Annotated in this window: 19 protein-coding genes; 9 read left to right on the top strand and 10 right to left on the bottom strand. The window is 50.6% G+C overall.

Translation table 11 applies throughout. The features are described from left to right. The first annotated feature begins 12 nt into the window (after window positions 1–12). Window positions 13–1,299 carry a DUF1963 domain-containing protein gene (locus HRQ87_RS11610; protein WP_174138479.1) on the top strand — a complete coding sequence of 429 codons (1,287 nt, stop codon included), beginning with the start codon at window positions 13–15 and terminating at the stop codon, window positions 1,297–1,299. 6 nt (window positions 1,300–1,305) lie between these two features. Continuing rightward, window positions 1,306–2,598, top strand: coding sequence for a DUF1963 domain-containing protein (locus HRQ87_RS11605; RefSeq protein ID WP_174138477.1), 1,293 nt, complete (start codon window positions 1,306–1,308; stop codon window positions 2,596–2,598). Here HRQ87_RS11605 and HRQ87_RS11600 read toward each other — a convergent pair. From HRQ87_RS11600 to HRQ87_RS11590, 3 genes are read right to left on the bottom strand one after another with little or no spacing between them, the layout of a single operon-like run. Continuing rightward, on the bottom strand, window positions 2,551–2,934 hold the full coding sequence (locus HRQ87_RS11600; protein ID WP_174138475.1) for a DUF4112 domain-containing protein: 384 nt from the start codon (window positions 2,932–2,934) through the stop codon (window positions 2,551–2,553). The two genes, HRQ87_RS11605 and HRQ87_RS11600, sit on opposite strands and share 48 nt — an antisense overlap. Before the next feature lie 3 nt (window positions 2,935–2,937). Further along, window positions 2,938–3,282 carry a TfoX/Sxy family protein gene (locus tag HRQ87_RS11595; protein WP_174138474.1) on the bottom strand — a complete coding sequence of 115 codons (345 nt, stop codon included), beginning with the start codon at window positions 3,280–3,282 and terminating at the stop codon, window positions 2,938–2,940. Further along, window positions 3,260–3,502 carry a hypothetical protein gene (locus tag HRQ87_RS11590; protein WP_246252179.1) on the bottom strand — a complete coding sequence of 81 codons (243 nt, stop codon included), beginning with the start codon at window positions 3,500–3,502 and terminating at the stop codon, window positions 3,260–3,262. The genes HRQ87_RS11595 and HRQ87_RS11590 overlap by 23 nt, the downstream gene beginning before the upstream one ends. A 100-nt stretch (window positions 3,503–3,602) precedes the next feature. Here HRQ87_RS11590 and prfA point away from each other — a divergent pair, with 100 nt between their 5' ends. The 4 genes from prfA (at window position 3,603) to HRQ87_RS11570 (ending at window position 6,878) form a co-directional block, all read left to right on the top strand. Further along, window positions 3,603–4,652, top strand: a complete 1,050-nt coding sequence (gene prfA / locus HRQ87_RS11585; protein WP_174138472.1) for a peptide chain release factor 1 — start codon at window positions 3,603–3,605, stop codon at window positions 4,650–4,652. Beyond that, window positions 4,649–5,494: a peptide chain release factor N(5)-glutamine methyltransferase gene (prmC, locus tag HRQ87_RS11580; RefSeq protein WP_174138471.1), complete on the top strand. Its 846-nt coding sequence runs from the start codon at window positions 4,649–4,651 to the stop codon at window positions 5,492–5,494. The genes prfA and prmC overlap by 4 nt, the downstream gene beginning before the upstream one ends. Before the next feature lie 187 nt (window positions 5,495–5,681). Then, complete coding sequence (locus HRQ87_RS11575) at window positions 5,682–6,233, top strand: DUF4167 domain-containing protein (protein ID WP_174138470.1); 552 nt, start codon at window positions 5,682–5,684, stop codon at window positions 6,231–6,233. Between the two features lie 87 nt (window positions 6,234–6,320). Further along, a complete protein-coding gene (locus HRQ87_RS11570) occupies window positions 6,321–6,878 on the top strand; it encodes a hypothetical protein (RefSeq protein ID WP_174138469.1) in 558 nt (185 codons plus the stop codon). Window positions 6,879–7,333: 455 nt separating this feature from the next. On the opposite strand, the gene HRQ87_RS11565 is transcribed toward HRQ87_RS11570, so the two are convergent. The 6 genes from HRQ87_RS11565 to HRQ87_RS11540 are packed head-to-tail and all read right to left on the bottom strand — an operon-like array spanning window position 7,334 to window position 13,162. Then, on the bottom strand, window positions 7,334–8,392 hold the full coding sequence (locus HRQ87_RS11565) for a TRAP transporter substrate-binding protein (protein WP_174138468.1): 1,059 nt from the start codon (window positions 8,390–8,392) through the stop codon (window positions 7,334–7,336). Window positions 8,393–8,415: 23 nt separating this feature from the next. Then, window positions 8,416–9,903 (bottom strand): TRAP transporter large permease, encoded by a 1,488-nt coding sequence (locus tag HRQ87_RS11560; RefSeq protein WP_174138466.1) that lies wholly within the window; start codon window positions 9,901–9,903, stop codon window positions 8,416–8,418. Beyond that, window positions 9,903–10,538 (bottom strand): TRAP transporter small permease, encoded by a 636-nt coding sequence (locus HRQ87_RS11555; RefSeq protein WP_174138464.1) that lies wholly within the window; start codon window positions 10,536–10,538, stop codon window positions 9,903–9,905. The genes HRQ87_RS11560 and HRQ87_RS11555 overlap by 1 nt, the downstream gene beginning before the upstream one ends. Window positions 10,539–10,590: 52 nt before the next feature. Then, window positions 10,591–11,082: a flavin reductase family protein gene (locus HRQ87_RS11550; protein ID WP_174138462.1), complete on the bottom strand. Its 492-nt coding sequence runs from the start codon at window positions 11,080–11,082 to the stop codon at window positions 10,591–10,593. Window positions 11,083–11,105: 23 nt separating this feature from the next. Further along, window positions 11,106–12,005, bottom strand: a complete 900-nt coding sequence (locus HRQ87_RS11545) for an aldo/keto reductase (protein ID WP_174138460.1) — start codon at window positions 12,003–12,005, stop codon at window positions 11,106–11,108. Next, window positions 12,005–13,162, bottom strand: coding sequence for an LLM class flavin-dependent oxidoreductase (locus HRQ87_RS11540; protein ID WP_174138458.1), 1,158 nt, complete (start codon window positions 13,160–13,162; stop codon window positions 12,005–12,007). Before HRQ87_RS11540 ends, HRQ87_RS11545 begins: the two co-directional genes overlap by 1 nt. A 99-nt stretch (window positions 13,163–13,261) precedes the next feature. On the opposite strand from HRQ87_RS11540, the gene HRQ87_RS11535 reads away from it, so the two are divergent. The 3 genes from HRQ87_RS11535 to HRQ87_RS11525 all read left to right on the top strand — a co-directional run bounded on the left by HRQ87_RS11535 (window position 13,262) and on the right by HRQ87_RS11525 (window position 16,057). Then, window positions 13,262–13,963: a GntR family transcriptional regulator gene (locus tag HRQ87_RS11535; RefSeq protein ID WP_174138456.1), complete on the top strand. Its 702-nt coding sequence runs from the start codon at window positions 13,262–13,264 to the stop codon at window positions 13,961–13,963. Next, on the top strand, window positions 13,963–15,063 hold the full coding sequence (locus HRQ87_RS11530; RefSeq protein ID WP_174138455.1) for a Gfo/Idh/MocA family protein: 1,101 nt from the start codon (window positions 13,963–13,965) through the stop codon (window positions 15,061–15,063). The genes HRQ87_RS11535 and HRQ87_RS11530 overlap by 1 nt, the downstream gene beginning before the upstream one ends. Window positions 15,064–15,127: 64 nt before the next feature. Next, on the top strand, window positions 15,128–16,057 hold the full coding sequence (locus HRQ87_RS11525; RefSeq protein ID WP_174138453.1) for a hypothetical protein: 930 nt from the start codon (window positions 15,128–15,130) through the stop codon (window positions 16,055–16,057). A 2-nt stretch (window positions 16,058–16,059) separates the two neighbouring features. On the opposite strand, the gene HRQ87_RS11520 is transcribed toward HRQ87_RS11525, so the two are convergent. Then, a complete protein-coding gene (locus tag HRQ87_RS11520) occupies window positions 16,060–16,716 on the bottom strand; it encodes a glutathione S-transferase family protein (RefSeq protein WP_174138451.1) in 657 nt (218 codons plus the stop codon). Window positions 16,717–16,726 lie beyond the last annotated feature (10 nt).

The raw sequence follows: 16,726 nt of genomic DNA, 5'->3' as shown, positions 1-16,726 counted from the left end.
GATCAGCCCGATATGACATTGCCCTTTTTCACCCATACCGACTTTGAAGCACTGGCCGGCCCGGCGCGGCGTGACGCAGTCTATTTGCATCGACCATTCTTGCTTGATGAAAATAACGATACGTCGCTGTCGCATCTAGGTGGGCTGCCGTCGTTGCCTGTAAATATTGATTGGCCCCGTGATTCATATGAACGTGCCATGCATTTTTTGGCGCAGATTGATTGCGCAAGCCTGCCGAAAATCAGCTTTAATCTGCCCAATGCCGGACTTTTGTTATTCTTTGGGTGTCTTGATGATGAAGACTGCTGGCAAGCTCCAAATTCAGTGCGCGTGATCCATGTTCTTGATACGCACCATGAAAAACACAAGCCCCCAGATGATTTGCTGCCATTATTTCCCCATGGGCATCAACGGTACCGTACGCTGGAAATGCCCGATGATGCCCCTGTTAAGGTGTTTCGTCATTGGCCTGTGCAGTTGTATCGCGTGGATGACTGGCCCACGCACGTTCAAGGATGTGACTGGCAGGAATTAACAGATCGTAAATATGATGACATGCGAGAGCGCATGATCGCAGCAGAGCTGTTTCGGGTAACAGGCACCGCGCCGAATTTCACGGATAAATATCCGCACTGGCGATATCGTTGTCCCCGGGATCTGGATGATGGGCCGCCTTTTCCGCAAGTTTGGGGTATGATTGACAAAATTGCCCGGGCCTTTTGCTATCATTCGGACCGTTCAGACAAAGATCTGATATCCCAAGATGATCTTCAGGCCAAAGCTGTGACAAGGGCGCATGCATTCATTAAACAAGCGCGACGGATTGCATCAAATCACATACCTACAGTACGGGATAGCACCTATTTTCTGGATTGGTTGCGGCCCCTTATATCATCAGACAATGACGCTGTTCAACATTTGATAAAAGACGCTGTATCAGATGGTATGCGTATGGCGTTGGAAGAAATGGCTATTGATCCGGTCGGGCGCGCAAATGTACCTGCGGATTATTTTCAGGAGGCATCATGGCATTATTTGCCGACCACCGCGCACCTGGACGCAACGCTGCGCCCTAGGTTTCGTGCAGACTACAGCCACCACAAGATGCTGGGCTATCGCCGCATGGGTGGGGCTGATCCCGATTTTGATAACGACGACAACGTGATGCTGCTGCAGCTTTTTAGCGACGATGCATTGCAGTTTTGTTTTTATGATCATGGGTTTGCTGAGTTTTGGATCAGTAAAAAAGATCTGGCTGATCGTCGTTTTGACAAAGCCTTTGGTTTTATTGATGGATAATACCCAGTGAAACCTTATGATATTGAAGACTTTGATGGGATGTTATCGGGTTTCGCGAAACCCACGATCTATCTGCACCGGTCCTTTCCGGTTCCATCGCATCTGGATGACACGCTAAGTTATCTAGGCGGTATGCCGATGCTGCCCGCCGATATCGAATGGCCCAGAACGGCTGCGGGGCAAGCGTTGCACTTCATAGCCCAAATTGACTGCGCCAGCTTGCCAAAAACGAATGTTGATCTGCCAGATCACGGCTTGCTTTTGTTTTTTGCAATGTTGCAGGATGGCGCGTCCTATGAACAGGCGACGTGTAGTGATTATTGTTCTGTTATCCATATAACCCAACAAGATACGCCCTTGCGCCAACCGCCTGATGATTTGCATACGTTGGACCAAATCGGAATGGGCATGCCTGGTGATCCCGTATTACCGGATGATCCTGCGCTGCGCGTTTTCACCAAATGGCCGGTTGAGCCATTGTTGATCAAAACCTGGCCTGAACGACTGCCCCATATGTCAGATATGGACATCGTGGAACGTGGATACGATATTTTGCAAAGCCGCATGCATGCCACACAAATTTTGCGGGCCACGGGTCTGATCGCGAATTTCCAAGATGGTAAGCCAAATCGATATTACGGCGACATACCGGATGATCCGCATGATGGTTTGCCGTTTCCACAAACTTGGGGTGTCATTGGTGCGATCTGTCGGGCCTTTTTGGGTGCAACGTCTGATTTCAAATCTCGCAAGGGTTGGATGAACCGCCACTATATCAAGTCCTTGCGCAAGCAGGCATTGGGCACAATCAAAGAAGTTCGGGGTAAATCCTGGACTAACGAGCCAACTCAGTCAGAACGGAATGGGTTTATAAACTGGCTGATTGAGACGCGTGACAGTGCTTTTGAAGACGCGCAGCATGATATTGAAAAAGCATTGTCGAAAGGGATGCTAAAAGCGGTGCAAGACGCTGCAGTAAATCCGGAATATCGCGCAAAGATGCCGCAGTCTTATTTTGAGGATTATTTCTGGAGTTATACGCCGGGGCATGGGTCCGTTTTGCTAAATGGTCAGGCAAGATGCTGTATTGATCGTCACCAGATGCTGGGGCATCGTCAGAACGGGACAATGCCCGCTTGGTGGGACTGCGATGAAAACATCCCGCTTTTACAACTTCATAGTGACCATGCCTTGGGGTACATTTTTGGCGACAACGGACTTTTTCTGGAATACTGGATCAATAAGAATGATCTAGTCCAGCACCGCTTCGATAAGGCCATCGCGTTCTGCGGACTGTAATTTCTTACGTTCAAGTTCGTTGCGTAAAATCGCAACATTCCGCAGATTTGCATTCCAGCCGATGTCGAAAATATCACCGATCAATGGAACAGATCCAATTGCGAAATCAATCAAGCTGTTAAAAACCATGCGTCCTGTGGCGTGATTGGATACGCCAAGTTTGCGGGATTTTGAAACGATATAAATTGCAGGGATCAAACCTGCAAAATCACCTATGACCGGAACAAATCCGGTCAGACTATCCAGGCCGATGCGGATATTCGTGCCTGGCACACGTACGATGTCATCCATCACTTTGGCAAGGCGTTCCAGTTTTTTGATTTCTTTTTCGCTCATACCCTAGATGTGGCGGTTATCTGTTGGTTTTTCAACTACGCCGATAATATTCAGCATTTCTTCAAGCTCGGACATGGGCGCCTTTTGTGTTTGGGCTTTCAAGGCATCAAAGCGTGCGCGTAATTGCTTTTTCTCATCGCCTTTGCAGTCATTCCATGGCCGACCCTGCAGTGCCATGACTAAGACGTAATATCCAATGAAATGCGGTTTTGTTCCAGTTTTCAATAGCTTTGCATAAGTTGCGTCGGGCCCCAATGCGCGCAATTCTTCTGCGGAATAAATGCCCGCTTTTGCACATTCGCGTTCATAGGCGGGACCCAAGTTTTTAATGCTGCTGATTGCTGACATAAATCTGGTCTTGGTCACTTTCGGTCATCTGTGATGTCATACAGCCTTGCTGCACTTCGCGCCACATCGGAACGTTCAATGACATTTGGCACTGCGCTGTGAACATACGGCCATCAACGTATAGGCAAGTATTTTCACCCAATTCCACACGGTTTCCGCCGCGATCTGTGCAATAGCAATCTACGGTTTTGTTACCCTGCGCCGAAAGCGCTGTTGTCATCACAATAAGCGTTGTAAAAACAAAAAAGCTCTGTCTCATATCGTCATATTAACACAGGATCGGTCTTGACCAAAGCCCTATGATACGACAGTGAAACCGGATGGTTCCTTTAGATAAACTTGCACAGATTATACAGCGTTTCGAATTCTTGGAGGCGCAGATGGCCGATGGAAGCGGTGATATTGCCAAGCTGGCTAAAGAATATTCGGACATGAAGCCGGTGGTCGAAAAAATTCGTAGCTATCGTCAACTGTTGGATGATATTGCCGAAGCCGAAGTGATGCTGGCCGACCCCGAAATGAAAGAGCTGGCTGAAGATGAATTGCCCACGCTAAAAGCGCGCCAGCCAGCGCTTGAACAGGCGCTACGGTTGGCGCTTTTGCCGAAAGATGCGGCTGACGCCAGGCCCGCAATGATCGAAATTCGTCCTGGAACCGGTGGCGACGAAGCTGCACTTTTCGCAGGCGATCTGCTGCGGATGTATCAGCGTTATTCTGAAACCAAGGGCTGGAAGTTCGAGATCATAGAAGAACAAGCCACAGAACTTGGCGGGATCAAGGAAGTGACAGCCCATGTGCAAGGCGATGGCGTTTTTGCCAAGCTGAAATACGAAAGCGGTGTGCACCGGGTGCAGCGCGTGCCAACAACAGAAAGCGGGGGACGCATTCATACCAGTGCAGCCACAGTCGCCGTTCTGCCGGAAGCTGAAGACGTCGATATTCAGGTCGACGCGCAGGATCTTCGCATTGATACGATGCGCGCCAGTGGGGCAGGCGGTCAGCATGTTAACACCACGGATTCAGCCGTTCGCATCACGCATATTCCCACAGGGTTGGTCGTGACCAGTTCCGAAAAATCCCAACACCGCAATCGCGAAATTGCGATGCAGGTTTTGAAAACGCGCCTTTATGATCTGGAACGTCAGCGCGTAGATAACGAACGATCCGCGGACAGAAAGGCTCAGGTTGGATCAGGTGATCGGTCAGAGCGCATCCGCACCTATAACTTTCCGCAAGGCCGCATGACGGATCACCGTATTAATTTGACGCTTTATAAGCTGGATCAGATCATGCAGGGCGATCTGGATGATATTGTCGATGCGCTGACATCCGAAGATCAGGCCAATCTGCTGGCCGAGATGGAGGCATGATTGCAGCGGACGCACTTGCAGATGCAATCAAGGTACTGAACCGGGCAGGGGTGCCAGATGCCCCACGTGATGCGCGCAAACTACTGGTGGATGCTTTGGGGATTAATCCCGGGCGGATAAGCCTGATTTTGTCCGACCCGATGCCAATACAGGCGCAGAAGCTTTTTGAAACACATATTGCAGCGCGATCAAAGCGCCAACCTGTCGCACAGATTATTGGCGCGCGTGCATTCTATGGCCGGGACTTTATCGTGACGCCTGATGTTCTGGATCCGCGCCCCGATACTGAAACACTGATTGGGGTTGCGCTTCAAAAGTCCTTTGAAACCGTGCTTGATTTGGGCGTGGGGTCGGGATGCATTTTGCTAACGCTTTTGGCCGAACGGCCACATGCCAATGGCATAGGTGTCGACTTGTCTGCGGCTGCCCTGAATGTGGCGCGGCGAAATGCACAAAGTCTTGAACTGCAAGATCGCGCGCAGTTTCAGCAATCTGACTGGTTTGAAAATATCACCGGCCTATTTGACCTTATCGTGTCGAACCCCCCTTATATCGCGCAGTCTGAAATGACTGATTTATCCCCTGACGTGCGCGATTGGGAACCGCAGATGGCCCTTACTCCAGGCGGGGATGGATTGCAGCCCTATCGCACCATTGCAGCCAAAGCCGCCAATCATCTGACTGCAAACGGATGTCTGATTGTTGAAATTGGGGCCAGTCAAGGGCTTGCCGTGCAGCAAATCTTTCAGCAGCAAAATCTTGAAAACATCGCAATTTATACTGATTTGGATGGTCGTGACCGTGTTGTCAGTGCAAAAACAGGCAAAAAGGCGCAAGTTTAACGAAAACAGGCCAGATTCCCCTTGCTCCATTGATAAAGAATGATATCACTACATCATCAGACGGATGAAGGCGGTTGTCTTCCCCTCGATAATAACCAGAAAATTGCGCTTTTCGAAAATTTGGCCCACCTGATTGTGCGGCATCGGAACGGGGCAAAGGCCATACATAGGGCTGGACAGCAAGTTTATGAGATCATCTAACAAGTCACGTTCGCGGTCGAAACCGAACCGCAATAATAATCGTCCTTCGGGCAATGTTGTAAATCGTGTGTTCGACAGTTCCGGACCAGAAGGTAAAGTGCGCGGTACCCCGCAGCAAATTATCGACAAGTACAATCAGCTGGCCCGTGATTCACAACTTAGCAATGACCGTGTTGCGGCTGAGAATTTTCAGCAGCATTCGGAACATTACACGCGGCTTCTTGGTGAAGCACAGCGTGAGATGGATGCGCGCCGTGAACAACAAGAACGCGAAAACCGTGAACGCCAGGCCGAACGAGACCGCGAACGCACAGATCGCCAGGATCATCGTGAAAACGATCCCGCACAGGCACCACAGCCTGATCTAACTGCTGATGCGATCCCGGCACCTGCTTCAGAAGAAAGCGGATTGGTCGAAACGCCTGAAAGCGCACCGGAAAAGCCAAAGCGCCCGCGCAGACCGCGCAAGCCAAAGCTTGATGAAACCACTAAAGCGCCTGCAGCTGAAACCCCAGAAGCACCTGAAGCGGCTGAATAATTTTCGATTACTATTCGTGCACGGCGCCAGATCAATTTGTACATTTGTTAATGTGCCTTAAGCACTTGCGAACTGCCGGAGATTTCAGTGCGGCTTAAGCTGCTGGAAAAAAGCGATAATAGGTTGGTTTTGTCTAATAAACCAACCTTTGCAGAACTTTTTGCCTTACCAATATTCATCATTGTTTTTTGGCTTGTCAGCGTCATGTTTGCTGTGTTGATGGAAGGTGAAAGCCTTGCTATGTACCTTGAATTTATGGCATTTTCGCTTCCTGTTGTTGGTAGTGTGGTCGTTCTTTTATGTCTATTTTTTGCGCCACTTGTTGTGAGAACCTATAGCTTTGATATCCCAAGTCGTACTTTATTTGTCGATGTCAGGATACTGTGGTTTTATACGCAGCCGACCAGGATTTTTAGTATTTCAGATATTCATAAGGTTGATATTAAGTCACCCAGCAAATCCCGTACTTGGAAACGGGACGATTTTCGAACTGTTAAGATTGTTCTACATATCAATACAAACGAGGTTATTATTGAGTCGGGTCGTGGATGGCTTGATCCGCGTGAAGAGATGCAAAATCATGTGGATTGGATTTGTAATGCGATTGCCTTTATAGCTCTGAAAAATCAAACAAAGGTGACATAAGCACGTCCGTTTTCATGCCTTTTGCAAAAACTAAAGTTGGCGCGGGTTGTGTCCTCGATCAATGTGACAACTCCCTCGATATTCACAGTTTGACCACAATTTTTGGGACGCAAGAATTACGAATTTGCCAAAGAGAAAAGCTCCTGCTGCGCGAAGATCGCTCATTTCTAAAGCGCGTTTCCGGGCCTCATAGTACTGACAACTTAAAATGATTGCGGTACTTTTCGAAATCGAAGGCTTTATTCTGGTTAAGAGGTCTCAGAGTTTAAGTGATCTACGAAAATTCTACGCCTTTTTTTTCGCAGACATGACTGTCGCTGGATTTGGTGCAAAAGAAAGATGCAAATGGCTTGAATGCGTAAAACGATCCGAACTGGGTTTTTACGTAACGCTCAAATGACTGTAAAAAACGCGACATCAGGTGAATGCCGCGTTTAACTGTGCTTTTGTTGATTTTAATTTAAGTCGCGTGCGCGACCTGCATTAATGCTTTCTTCAGCCTCAGCGACGGCTGCGTTTAACGCATCAAAGATCTTTTCGCCGCCATCCACGTTTTCCTTGAACCAGTCATAAACGGGCAATGCGGCTTGTTTAAAAGCTTCTTTTTCTTCGGGCGTTGGCACGTAAAGATCACCACCACCAGCGACGAAATCTTCATAGGCCTGGATTGATTTACGCTTGGGTGATGCGAATGTCGCCTGCTGCAGGGCATAGAAGCCGTCAACAACAACACGGCGCATGTCTTCTGGCATTTCCATGAATTTTTCGTTCGACATCCACCAGAGGGCACCCATGTAGGCGTGGCCGTCCAGCGTGATGTATTGTAAGCCTGCATCCGGGAATTTCATACCCATGATGTCGGTGATACCGTTTTTCGATCCATCAACAACGCCGGTCTGAAAACTTGTGAACAGTTCGGCCCACGGGATCGGTGTGGGTGCAGCGCCAAGTGCACGAACCAACTCTTGCGGCAGGTCGGCAACCACAGTGCGGATTTTCAAACCTTCCATATCGGATGGTGATGCGACACGGCGCTGCGTGTTAGCAAAATTGCGCCAGCCGCCTGTGTTGCCAATCGTCATCAAACGGATTGTGCCATCTGAATCTTCAAGTGCCATGTCACGCATGGTGCGCACGAAGTCACCCGACAATACGTGTTCAGCCACGCGGTCGTCAGACATCAGATACGGCAGATCAAGCACCTGAACATACGGGAAAACGCCCGCAGCCCCGCCGGAGGTCGAGATATAAATATCAATGGATCCGTCAGACACGCCCTGAAGACATTCGATCCCCTTGGCACAAAGCTGAGTACCCATGAAAATTTCCACAGCGATGGCACCGTTTGACGCTGCCTCGACATAGTTTTTGAACACGACAAGACCATCGTAATCTTCGTCATTCTCGTTTGAGTTTGCAGTGGCACGCAGCGTATATTCCTGCGCCATTGCCGCCATTGGACCCGTGGCAAGAAGCCCCGCGACCATAAGCTTTTTCGTTAAGGTTTTCAGCATGATGTCCTCCCTCTGACAGCTGTTTATTGAACGAATCCCGCAAGTCTGGGAACCGTCATAGATATGAATGGAAAATACGTGATCAGAAAGATCACGACGACTTCCACGGCAAGAAACGGCAAAATAGCTTTTGAAATGGTTTCGACTTTTTCCCGACTGACAGTCGAGGCGACGAACAACACCAAACCCATCGGTGGCGTCGCCAATCCTACGGTTAGGTTCACCGACATAATGATGGCGAAATGCACCGGGTGTACGCCCAGATCAACAAAGATCGGGCCCAGGATCGGGCCCAGAATAATGATCGCCGGGCCTGCATCCAGAAACATGCCGACTATGAACAGCAAGATGTTGATCAGGAACAGAATGATCAAGGGGTTTTCGCTAAGCGACGTCAGGAATTCGGCCAATATCTGTGGTGCAAACGACAGCGATACGACTGTTTTAAACGCGACAGCGGCCCCGACCAGCAGCAAGACCGATGATGATGCCAATGCAGATCGCGCTAGGACGCCGGTTAAATCTTTTACTGACATGGATCGCAATACGAAAAAGCTGATCACCAGGGCATAGGCAACGGCGATGGCAGAGGCTTCGGTCGGGGTGAACACGCCAATCAGAATACCGCCCAAAATGATAATGGGGGTCTGCAGTGGCGCGACTGCCTTTTTGCAGATCAGGCGAAAATCATCGCTGACGTTGGCCTTCATCCATACCAAAAGCCCATGGGCAACGGGCAACATGATCAGAAAGATAAGCCAGCCGTTGGGATTGACGTTCAGCGCAAACATCCAGCGAAACAGTACAAACAGACCATATAGCAAGGCCGCAATGTTGATGCGCACTAGGATCGATGCAACAACACCTTCAAGCGGTGTTATGGTTTGATTTTTATGAACAATACGTTCCGCTTTTGGCAGATCGTATCTGTCTGCCATCAGTCTGACGACCAGCATTAAGCCAGCCCCAACCAGAATACCCGGTACAATCCCCGCCAAAAACAGCGCGGCCACGCTTTCGCCCATCACATAGGCATAAATGATCATGATCCCCGATGGTGGGATAATCGGCCCAATGACCGACGACGCTGCAGTGATCGCCGCTGCAAACTTGCGGCTATAGCCATTCTTTTCCATCGCCGGGATCAAGGTCGATCCAAGGGCAGACGTATCAGCAACCGCAGACCCTGATAATCCAGCAAACAGCATCGAGGACAGGATGTTCACATGGGCAAGACCGCCGCGCAGGTGCCCCATAAAGGCCTGGCTGAATTCGACCAGGCGGTTTGTGATCCCGCCTCTGTTCATAATTTCGCCTGCGAGCATGAAAAAGGGCAAGGCCATTAATGGAAAGCTATCTATACCATTGTAAAGATTGCGATAAAGCACAGGTAAATCTCGTGTTGATCCATCTGCAATCAGCAAGGTACCTGGCGCAAGAAGCAACGCGAAGATGACCGGCAATCCCAGCATCAGGATAATAAGAAACAGCGGCAGGAACCAAAGCAGCATCAGTCGATCCTTTCCGTGGTCTCGAACGGACGAAGGTTATCGCCGCCACCGAACAAGCTGATAACTTGGCGTAAAAGCAGCTCCGTATTCACGATCAAAAGCAAACAAAAGCCAACAAACAGCGATGCAAAAGCCCATCTGTTTTTAAATCTGATACGTTCGCCGCCGAACCAATCCAATGGAAGTTCCAAAGACCCCGAACGACCACTTGCTGTAAAGGATGTCACGTTATCCCAGCCCAGTATAACGCAATAGATGATCACAATAGCTGCAATACAGGTTAGCAGTAAACCCAAGATAGCCGCCAGAATGCGAGGCAGGGCGCGTTCCAGCATATCAATCGACACAAAGCCACCATAGCGATAGGCCATAGGTGCAATCAGCCCTGTCATCCAAAGCATCAAAAAGCGTGCGCCTTCTTCTGTCCATGACAAAGCTGCCTTGGGCAAACCTGCCCAGACATACGTTCTGACCTGATCAAAAGCCCAACCATCACTCAGATATCGGAAAAAGATCTGGCCTAGAATAATACAAACCATGATCGCCAATGCCGCAATCGCCAGCGCACGACCGATGCGCAGCACGATATCGTTGAACAGTTGCAGGGGCGCAAGTAACCCAAACAACAGCGCCATGGCGCGTCCTCCCGTTTTTGGCCCGTTTACGGACCTTATTAACTATCGGACCTTACAGTCCGTTCGTAAAGCGACCATATTGGCCGCTGCCAAAAGCCAGCGGCGCGCCATCCTGCAGGGCGGCACGTTCGACTCGTCCCACGATAATCACATGATCGCCCGCATCATGCATGGCCTCCAGACTGCATTCAAATCGTGCAAGACAGCCATTGATTAGGGGTACATTTTGATCGTTTTCGGTTACATCCAGCCCGTCAAAGGCAGACAAGGACTTGGCAAAGCCCGTGCAAATTTCGCTTTGCGCTTCACCCAGAACATGAATTGCGAAATGCGGCGCGGCTTCGAAGTATTTGAAACGACGCGAAGATTTTGCAGGCGACCACAGAACCAAAGGCGGGTCTAATGATACGCTGGAAAAGCTGTTTGCTGTAATTCCGATGGGGCCATCAACCGAAGGAACCGTGACCACAGTAACACCTGTCACGAACCGCCCAAGCGCGTCCCGAAAGCTGCGCGCATCTGCATCTGGTTGAAATATTTGCATAAATTTCCCCTGATCGCCGTCCACTATGGTACCTCGTTACCTAGGGCTGCGGTGTAAAGGTCAAACCAGGTTTCGCGGTCCATCTGCACGGTAAAGGCATCGGAAAACTGTTTGATGCGGTCCAGATTATTTGTGCCCATCACGGGGATGATCCGTGCCGGGTGCGCCAGCAACCACGCCACCGCTACCGATGCGATATCGGTACTGTTGCTTTGTGCGACATCGGCCAGTTTGGTCCGTAGCGCAGCATCAGCATCGGTACCACGCATCAGGCTGCCACCCCCAAGCGGGGACCAAGCCATCGGCGGCACACCACGTTCTTGCAAATAAGCAATGTCACCGTTTGTAAATGGGCTGTGTTGGGCCAGACTGATTTCGATCTGATTAGTGACCAACTGATTTTTCATCGCCGATTGTAACAACGTCCAGTCGTGCAGCTTGAAGTTCGACACGCCCACCGTCCGCACCTTGCCGCTGGCCACGACTTCGTCCAGCGCCGCGCCCGTTTCGTGGTGGTCCATCAACGGATCGGGCCGGTGGATCAGCAGGCAATCGATCTGCTCAATATTCATATATTCTAGCGAGCTATCGACAGAAGCTAAGATATGATCGCGCGATGTGTCATAGTATTTCACTCGCTTGTCCGCATATTTGCCAATCGGTGCAACGATATCACATTTTGATATAATCTCCATTTGATCGCGCAGCTGTGGGGCGGCTTTCAACGTTGCTCCTAAAAGAGCTTCGGCGCCATAATCACCATAGATATCGGCCTGATCAAATGTTGTCAGCTCTTGCTCCAGACAGGCCTCAATCTTGGCTTGGATGTGGGCGGGCGACGTATCGCTGTCATCGCCCAAGCGCCACATCCCATATACAATACGGCTAAATTCCAGATCATCGGTCAGCTTGATACGTTCCATTAGCGGCGCTCTCCTACGCCCAGTGGCGTGGCTGGTGTTTGGGATGGGATCCTGCCGTAAACCTCGGGCAGAGAACAGGTTTTCAGGTTTGGCAACACGCGTTGTCCGAATGATTTGCATTCATCGATATGCGGATAGCCCGAGAAGATAAAGGCGCGAATGCCCATGTTCTGATACGATTCAATCTGGGTCATGATCTGATCAGTTGACCCGACCAACGCGGCACCACAGCCGGATCGCGCACGCCCAACACCAGTCCATAAGTGCGGTTCAATATATCCAAATTTATCGGCCAATTCCCGCGCTTTGGCCTGATGCGCAACGCCTAGACTAATGCTGTCATGGGCACGGTCGCGGATCAGCTGGCCATATTCGTCATCCAGCTGGCTGACCAAATGTTCGGCGTATTCCTTCGCTTCAGCTTCGGAATCACGCACGATCATATGCACCCGCAGCCCGTAATCCAGCGTGCGACCATAACGTTCGGCCACCGTGTTCACGGCCTGCATACGTTCAGCCAATTGGTCTTTTGGCTCGGGCCACATCAGATAGACGTCGCAGTGCTGGCCGCACAGCTCCAACGCCGCAGGGGAATAGCCACCGAAATACAAAAGCGGGCCGCCATTCTGCTGATAGGGGCGGGCTGGATCGGTATTTATACCTTTGAAATCATATACTTCACCACTGTAGTTAATCTCATCCTGCGTCCAGGCCTGCTTGAGGATTTCGACGACTTCCCGTGATCGCTGATAACGATAATTGCTCTCGGCCACTTCGCCAGGAAAGTCAGAACTGATGACATTCAATGTCAGTCGGCCTTTAAGCATATGATCCAGCGTGGCCACGGTACGGGCCAGCATGATAGGCTGCATTTCACCACAGCGGATTGCAGCTAACATATTGATGTTGCTTGTTAATGAGGCGCAACCGGCTACAAAACTAAGGGTGTCTTGGCCGACCTGATAAGAGGAGGGACACAGAATATTACGAAAGCCCTGATGTTCGGCCTCAAGCAAGATATCCCGACAATTTTCCCAGCTTGACCGCAACGCGCCATCTGGAACACCCAAATATTCATAGTCATCCGAACACAACGCGGAAAACCATGAAACCTCGGCCGCATCCAAGTCTGATGACGTAACGGGCACAACGGTCATCGAATCTCCTCCCAGTTTCGATTTTCTACTTGCGTAGCATTCACTTTGATATGCATCAATAGTATATCAATTACTGGCCGCGAAAGGGAGGCGTGACCGATGACCCATTCTTCGGCGCTGCCAAAATATATTCAGATCAGTGAAATGCTGATCCGCGAGATCACAGCGGGTCACTTGCCCGATGGCACCCGCTTGCCGCCAGAACGTCAGATGGCTGATCAGCATGGCATATCGGTTGGTACCCTGCGCAAAGCTCTTGGTGATCTTGAAACTAAGGGTCTATTGCACCGCATACAAGGATCAGGAAATTACATTAAAAGTCAGACAGTTACGGAAAGTATTTATACTTTTTTTCGTCTGGAGCTGACCCAAGGTGGCGGTTTGCCAACGGCTTGTGTCATCAGTGTTGATCGTCTGCACAAGCCTGCCGATTTACCATTTTTCGGATCCAGTCCCGACGCACATCGCATTCGACGTTTGCGCCGTTTGGGCGGCATACCAGCGGCGGTGGAAGAAATCTGGCTTGATGGAACTTTTGCTAAAAAAATTAACGCGGCTGACCTGCTTGAATCGCTTTATCTTTTCTATAAAGGACACCTTGGATTGATCATTTCACAGGTCGAAGATCGCATTGGCGTGGCCCCTGTTCCAAATTGGGCGCCCGCGGCGCTTGGGATGGATCACGGCAGTCCTGCAGGTTTTATCGAAAGGATCAGTTGGTCGCAGAACGGGCAACCGTCCGAATTTTCACGGACATGGTACAATCACGAAAAAGCGCGCTATATCAATCGCTTGAAATAATGAGGACAGCAGTGAACACAATAAAATACGGCATCATCGGATGCGGAATGATGGGGCGAGAGCATATTCAGAACATCGCGCTTCTGGACGGGGCCAAGGTGTCGGTGGTCTATGATCCCGTCGTTGATCTGGCGCAATCGGCGGCCGATCTGGCAGGGGGGGCAGCTGTGATGGGCACATTGGACGATCTGCTGGCCCATGACGGGCTGGATGCCTTGGTGATCGTCAGTCCAAATAATCTTCATGTCACGCAACTGCAGGCCATCGCGGATAAACGCCCGCTGCCGATCCTATGTGAAAAGCCACTTTATACCGATCCAACTGATGCGCCTGTGTTGCAGGCCTTTGGTCAGACCTACCCCGCGCCGGTCTGGATCGCGATGGAGTATCGCTATATGCCGCCCATCGCTGCACTGCTGACCGAGGCGGACCAGATCACCGGCGGGATCAAGATGCTGACGATCCGCGAACACCGCTTTCCGTTCCTGCAAAAGGTTGGCAACTGGAACCGCTTCAACGCGCAAACAGGTGGGACTCTGGTCGAAAAATGCTGCCATTTCTTTGACCTGATGCGGCTGACACTTGGGTCCGAACCGGTACGTGTGATGGCCAGCGCCGGACAATCGGTGAACCATACGAATGAAGTCTATGACGGTCAGGTGCCCGACATCTGGGACAACGGCTATGTCATTGTCGATTTCGAAAACGGCGCCCGGGCGATGCTGGAATTATGCATGTTCGCCGAAGGATCTCGCTATCAGGAAGAAATCAGCGCCGTCGGTCCACGCGGCAAGATCGAAGCGCTGGTGCCTGGCCCAACCCGGTTCTGGCCCGAAAAACTGGGCGCGCCACCAATCCCCCAACTGATCGTCAGCCCGCGCAGCCCCAAAGGTCCCGAGGTGCGCGAAATTCCCGTTGACCCCAATCTGCTTGAGGCAGGGGATCATAATGGATCGACATTTTACCAACACTTGCGATTTCTGGAGGTCGTGCGCGGGCAGGGCAGGGTGGAAGTTACTCTGGATGATGGTGCCAAGGCCGTTGCAATGGGATTAGCCGCGCAACAATCTGCGATTGAGGGGCGGGTGGTTAAACTATAACGCATTCTTGTTAAGTCAGCTTTGCTTACCCATATTGAGTATAAGAAACAAATTTGGAGCTTCAATGAATAATCATATTAAGAAAACCTTATTATCGCTCTCTGCCATTTTCATAATGTCCCATGCACAGGCCGAAACTTCGGTGCCTGTCTACAAAGATTATAACGGAAATCTGTTCTATGCACCCTATGAGATCATTTCAGATCATCCGCAGTGCAATGGCCCTGATAAGATAGCATTCCGCGCGCAGTTAACGGCCGAGGATGTCAATTTTCGGATTTATGACGTGGAAACACGTGACTTTGTCACTATCGCGCGGGGCAAAGATCCCAGCTACGTTCAGTCTAATTTTAAAAGATGTTTTCAAATTTTGCGCCGTGGCAGCGAGCATATGCGGATTGAAATTCCATGCTCGGACAGTGAGATACCTCCACGTGTTCCGGCACTGTTGAAAATTGTGGAAAACGAGGCAAGCTTTGACCTCAAGGGTCAGGTCACCGCCTGTCAAGCGTTGCACGATCTAACAATCCTTGACTCAAGTTGGCAGGCAATGATTGCTACAAGTTCAGACCTGACAGTTGAACAAGGTTCTTTTACAAAAGTATCTAACGACTGGACATTGCATCCGCCAGAAAATCCGACTTTGTACAGAAAAGGGGTTGAAACCTCCGACAACATACCGATGGTGGATATTCCTATGTGGGCAACTCTTTATTACAACGCTGCTGACTACAGCCTTAGTAACCGGTATTCAGATATAGGGTATTCTGGCGCTCAATTTCGCGCGACATTATCTTGTATACCTGTTGTTGTTCAACAGAACCCTGCAGCGACGATGTTCGCCGATGTAACAATCTTTTTTAATTTGACACCTGATAAACCGCAGACCTGCATGGCGGAAACATGTGAAGGATTACGTCCCCTACATCCTGAAGATTCACGTGGATTTGATGCACGCTGTTTTCCCGAATTGTATTATATCAGGAACAATTGATATCAAGCAGGCGCTGGTTCATTCTGCGCGAATGTTTTCATCTGTGCCTGCAGGGCCCTTTCAAAAGCGGGCCGTTCCAGGCATCGTGTCAGATATTGGGGCAGGTTGGTATATTGGGTGAAGACCGGGCGGTCCTCGATCCCGCGCAGAACGGTTGCCATAATGATATCGGCCACGCTGAACCGACCGGTCAACCAGTCGCGGTCTTCCAGCCAGTTGGAAAGGGATTTCAGGCGCTTGTCCAGCAGGTGCTCAGAATGCGGTCGCGCCTGATCAACCCAGGGCTCACCCGCATGGAAAATATCGGGCAGCGTGTAGCGTTCTTTGATCGGTTCGATTGAGTTCAAACCGGCAAAGACCCAGGACTGCACACTTGCCGCCTCAGTCGCATCACGCGGGCGCAGGGCATCGGATTTTGCTGCGATATGCAGAACAATCGCGCCGCTTTCGAACAGCTCAACCTCATCATCGCGATAGGCGGGCACCTGCCCGAAGGGCTGCCATGACCGGTAGTCCACGCTGTTCTGATCATCCCCACGCAGCAGGTGAAGTTCGTAGGGCAGACCGGCTTCCTCAAGCGCCCAACGGGCGCGGATGTCTTTCACATAGCCCTGCGCAAACGGGGGCACCCAGGCAAATGCGCTGATTGTAATGGTCATGGCATCTGTA

Origin of the sequence: Parasulfitobacter algicola (assembly GCF_013315265.1) — a bacterium.
GTDB lineage: Bacteria > Pseudomonadota > Alphaproteobacteria > Rhodobacterales > Rhodobacteraceae > Parasulfitobacter > Parasulfitobacter algicola.
The sequence above is the reverse complement of the archived record's forward strand: the minus strand, read 5'-3'. Positions and strand labels throughout refer to the sequence as shown.

Excerpts from the sequence above, each read along its gene's own strand:
- HRQ87_RS11525 (WP_174138453.1), top strand. The coding sequence starts at position 15,128 with ATGAATAATCATATTAAGAAAACCTTATTATCGCTCTCTGCCATTTTC.
- HRQ87_RS11520 (WP_174138451.1), bottom strand. The coding sequence starts at position 16,716 with ATGACCATTACAATCAGCGCATTTGCCTGGGTGCCCCCGTTTGCGCAG.
- HRQ87_RS11595 (WP_174138474.1), bottom strand. The coding sequence starts at position 3,282 with ATGTCAGCAATCAGCAGCATTAAAAACTTGGGTCCCGCCTATGAACGC.
- HRQ87_RS11565 (WP_174138468.1), bottom strand. The coding sequence starts at position 8,392 with ATGCTGAAAACCTTAACGAAAAAGCTTATGGTCGCGGGGCTTCTTGCC.
- HRQ87_RS11600 (WP_174138475.1), bottom strand. The coding sequence starts at position 2,934 with ATGAGCGAAAAAGAAATCAAAAAACTGGAACGCCTTGCCAAAGTGATG.
- HRQ87_RS11530 (WP_174138455.1), top strand. The coding sequence starts at position 13,963 with ATGAGGACAGCAGTGAACACAATAAAATACGGCATCATCGGATGCGGA.
- HRQ87_RS11575 (WP_174138470.1), top strand. The coding sequence starts at position 5,682 with ATGAGATCATCTAACAAGTCACGTTCGCGGTCGAAACCGAACCGCAAT.
- HRQ87_RS11550 (WP_174138462.1), bottom strand. The coding sequence starts at position 11,082 with ATGCAAATATTTCAACCAGATGCAGATGCGCGCAGCTTTCGGGACGCG.
- prmC (WP_174138471.1), top strand. The coding sequence starts at position 4,649 with ATGATTGCAGCGGACGCACTTGCAGATGCAATCAAGGTACTGAACCGG.
- HRQ87_RS11545 (WP_174138460.1), bottom strand. The coding sequence starts at position 12,005 with ATGGAACGTATCAAGCTGACCGATGATCTGGAATTTAGCCGTATTGTA.
- HRQ87_RS11555 (WP_174138464.1), bottom strand. The coding sequence starts at position 10,538 with ATGGCGCTGTTGTTTGGGTTACTTGCGCCCCTGCAACTGTTCAACGAT.
- HRQ87_RS11590 (WP_246252179.1), bottom strand. The coding sequence starts at position 3,502 with ATGACAACAGCGCTTTCGGCGCAGGGTAACAAAACCGTAGATTGCTAT.
- prfA (WP_174138472.1), top strand. The coding sequence starts at position 3,603 with ATGGTTCCTTTAGATAAACTTGCACAGATTATACAGCGTTTCGAATTC.
- HRQ87_RS11610 (WP_174138479.1), top strand. The coding sequence starts at position 13 with ATGACATTGCCCTTTTTCACCCATACCGACTTTGAAGCACTGGCCGGC.
- HRQ87_RS11535 (WP_174138456.1), top strand. The coding sequence starts at position 13,262 with ATGACCCATTCTTCGGCGCTGCCAAAATATATTCAGATCAGTGAAATG.
- HRQ87_RS11540 (WP_174138458.1), bottom strand. The coding sequence starts at position 13,162 with ATGACCGTTGTGCCCGTTACGTCATCAGACTTGGATGCGGCCGAGGTT.
- HRQ87_RS11560 (WP_174138466.1), bottom strand. The coding sequence starts at position 9,903 with ATGCTGCTTTGGTTCCTGCCGCTGTTTCTTATTATCCTGATGCTGGGA.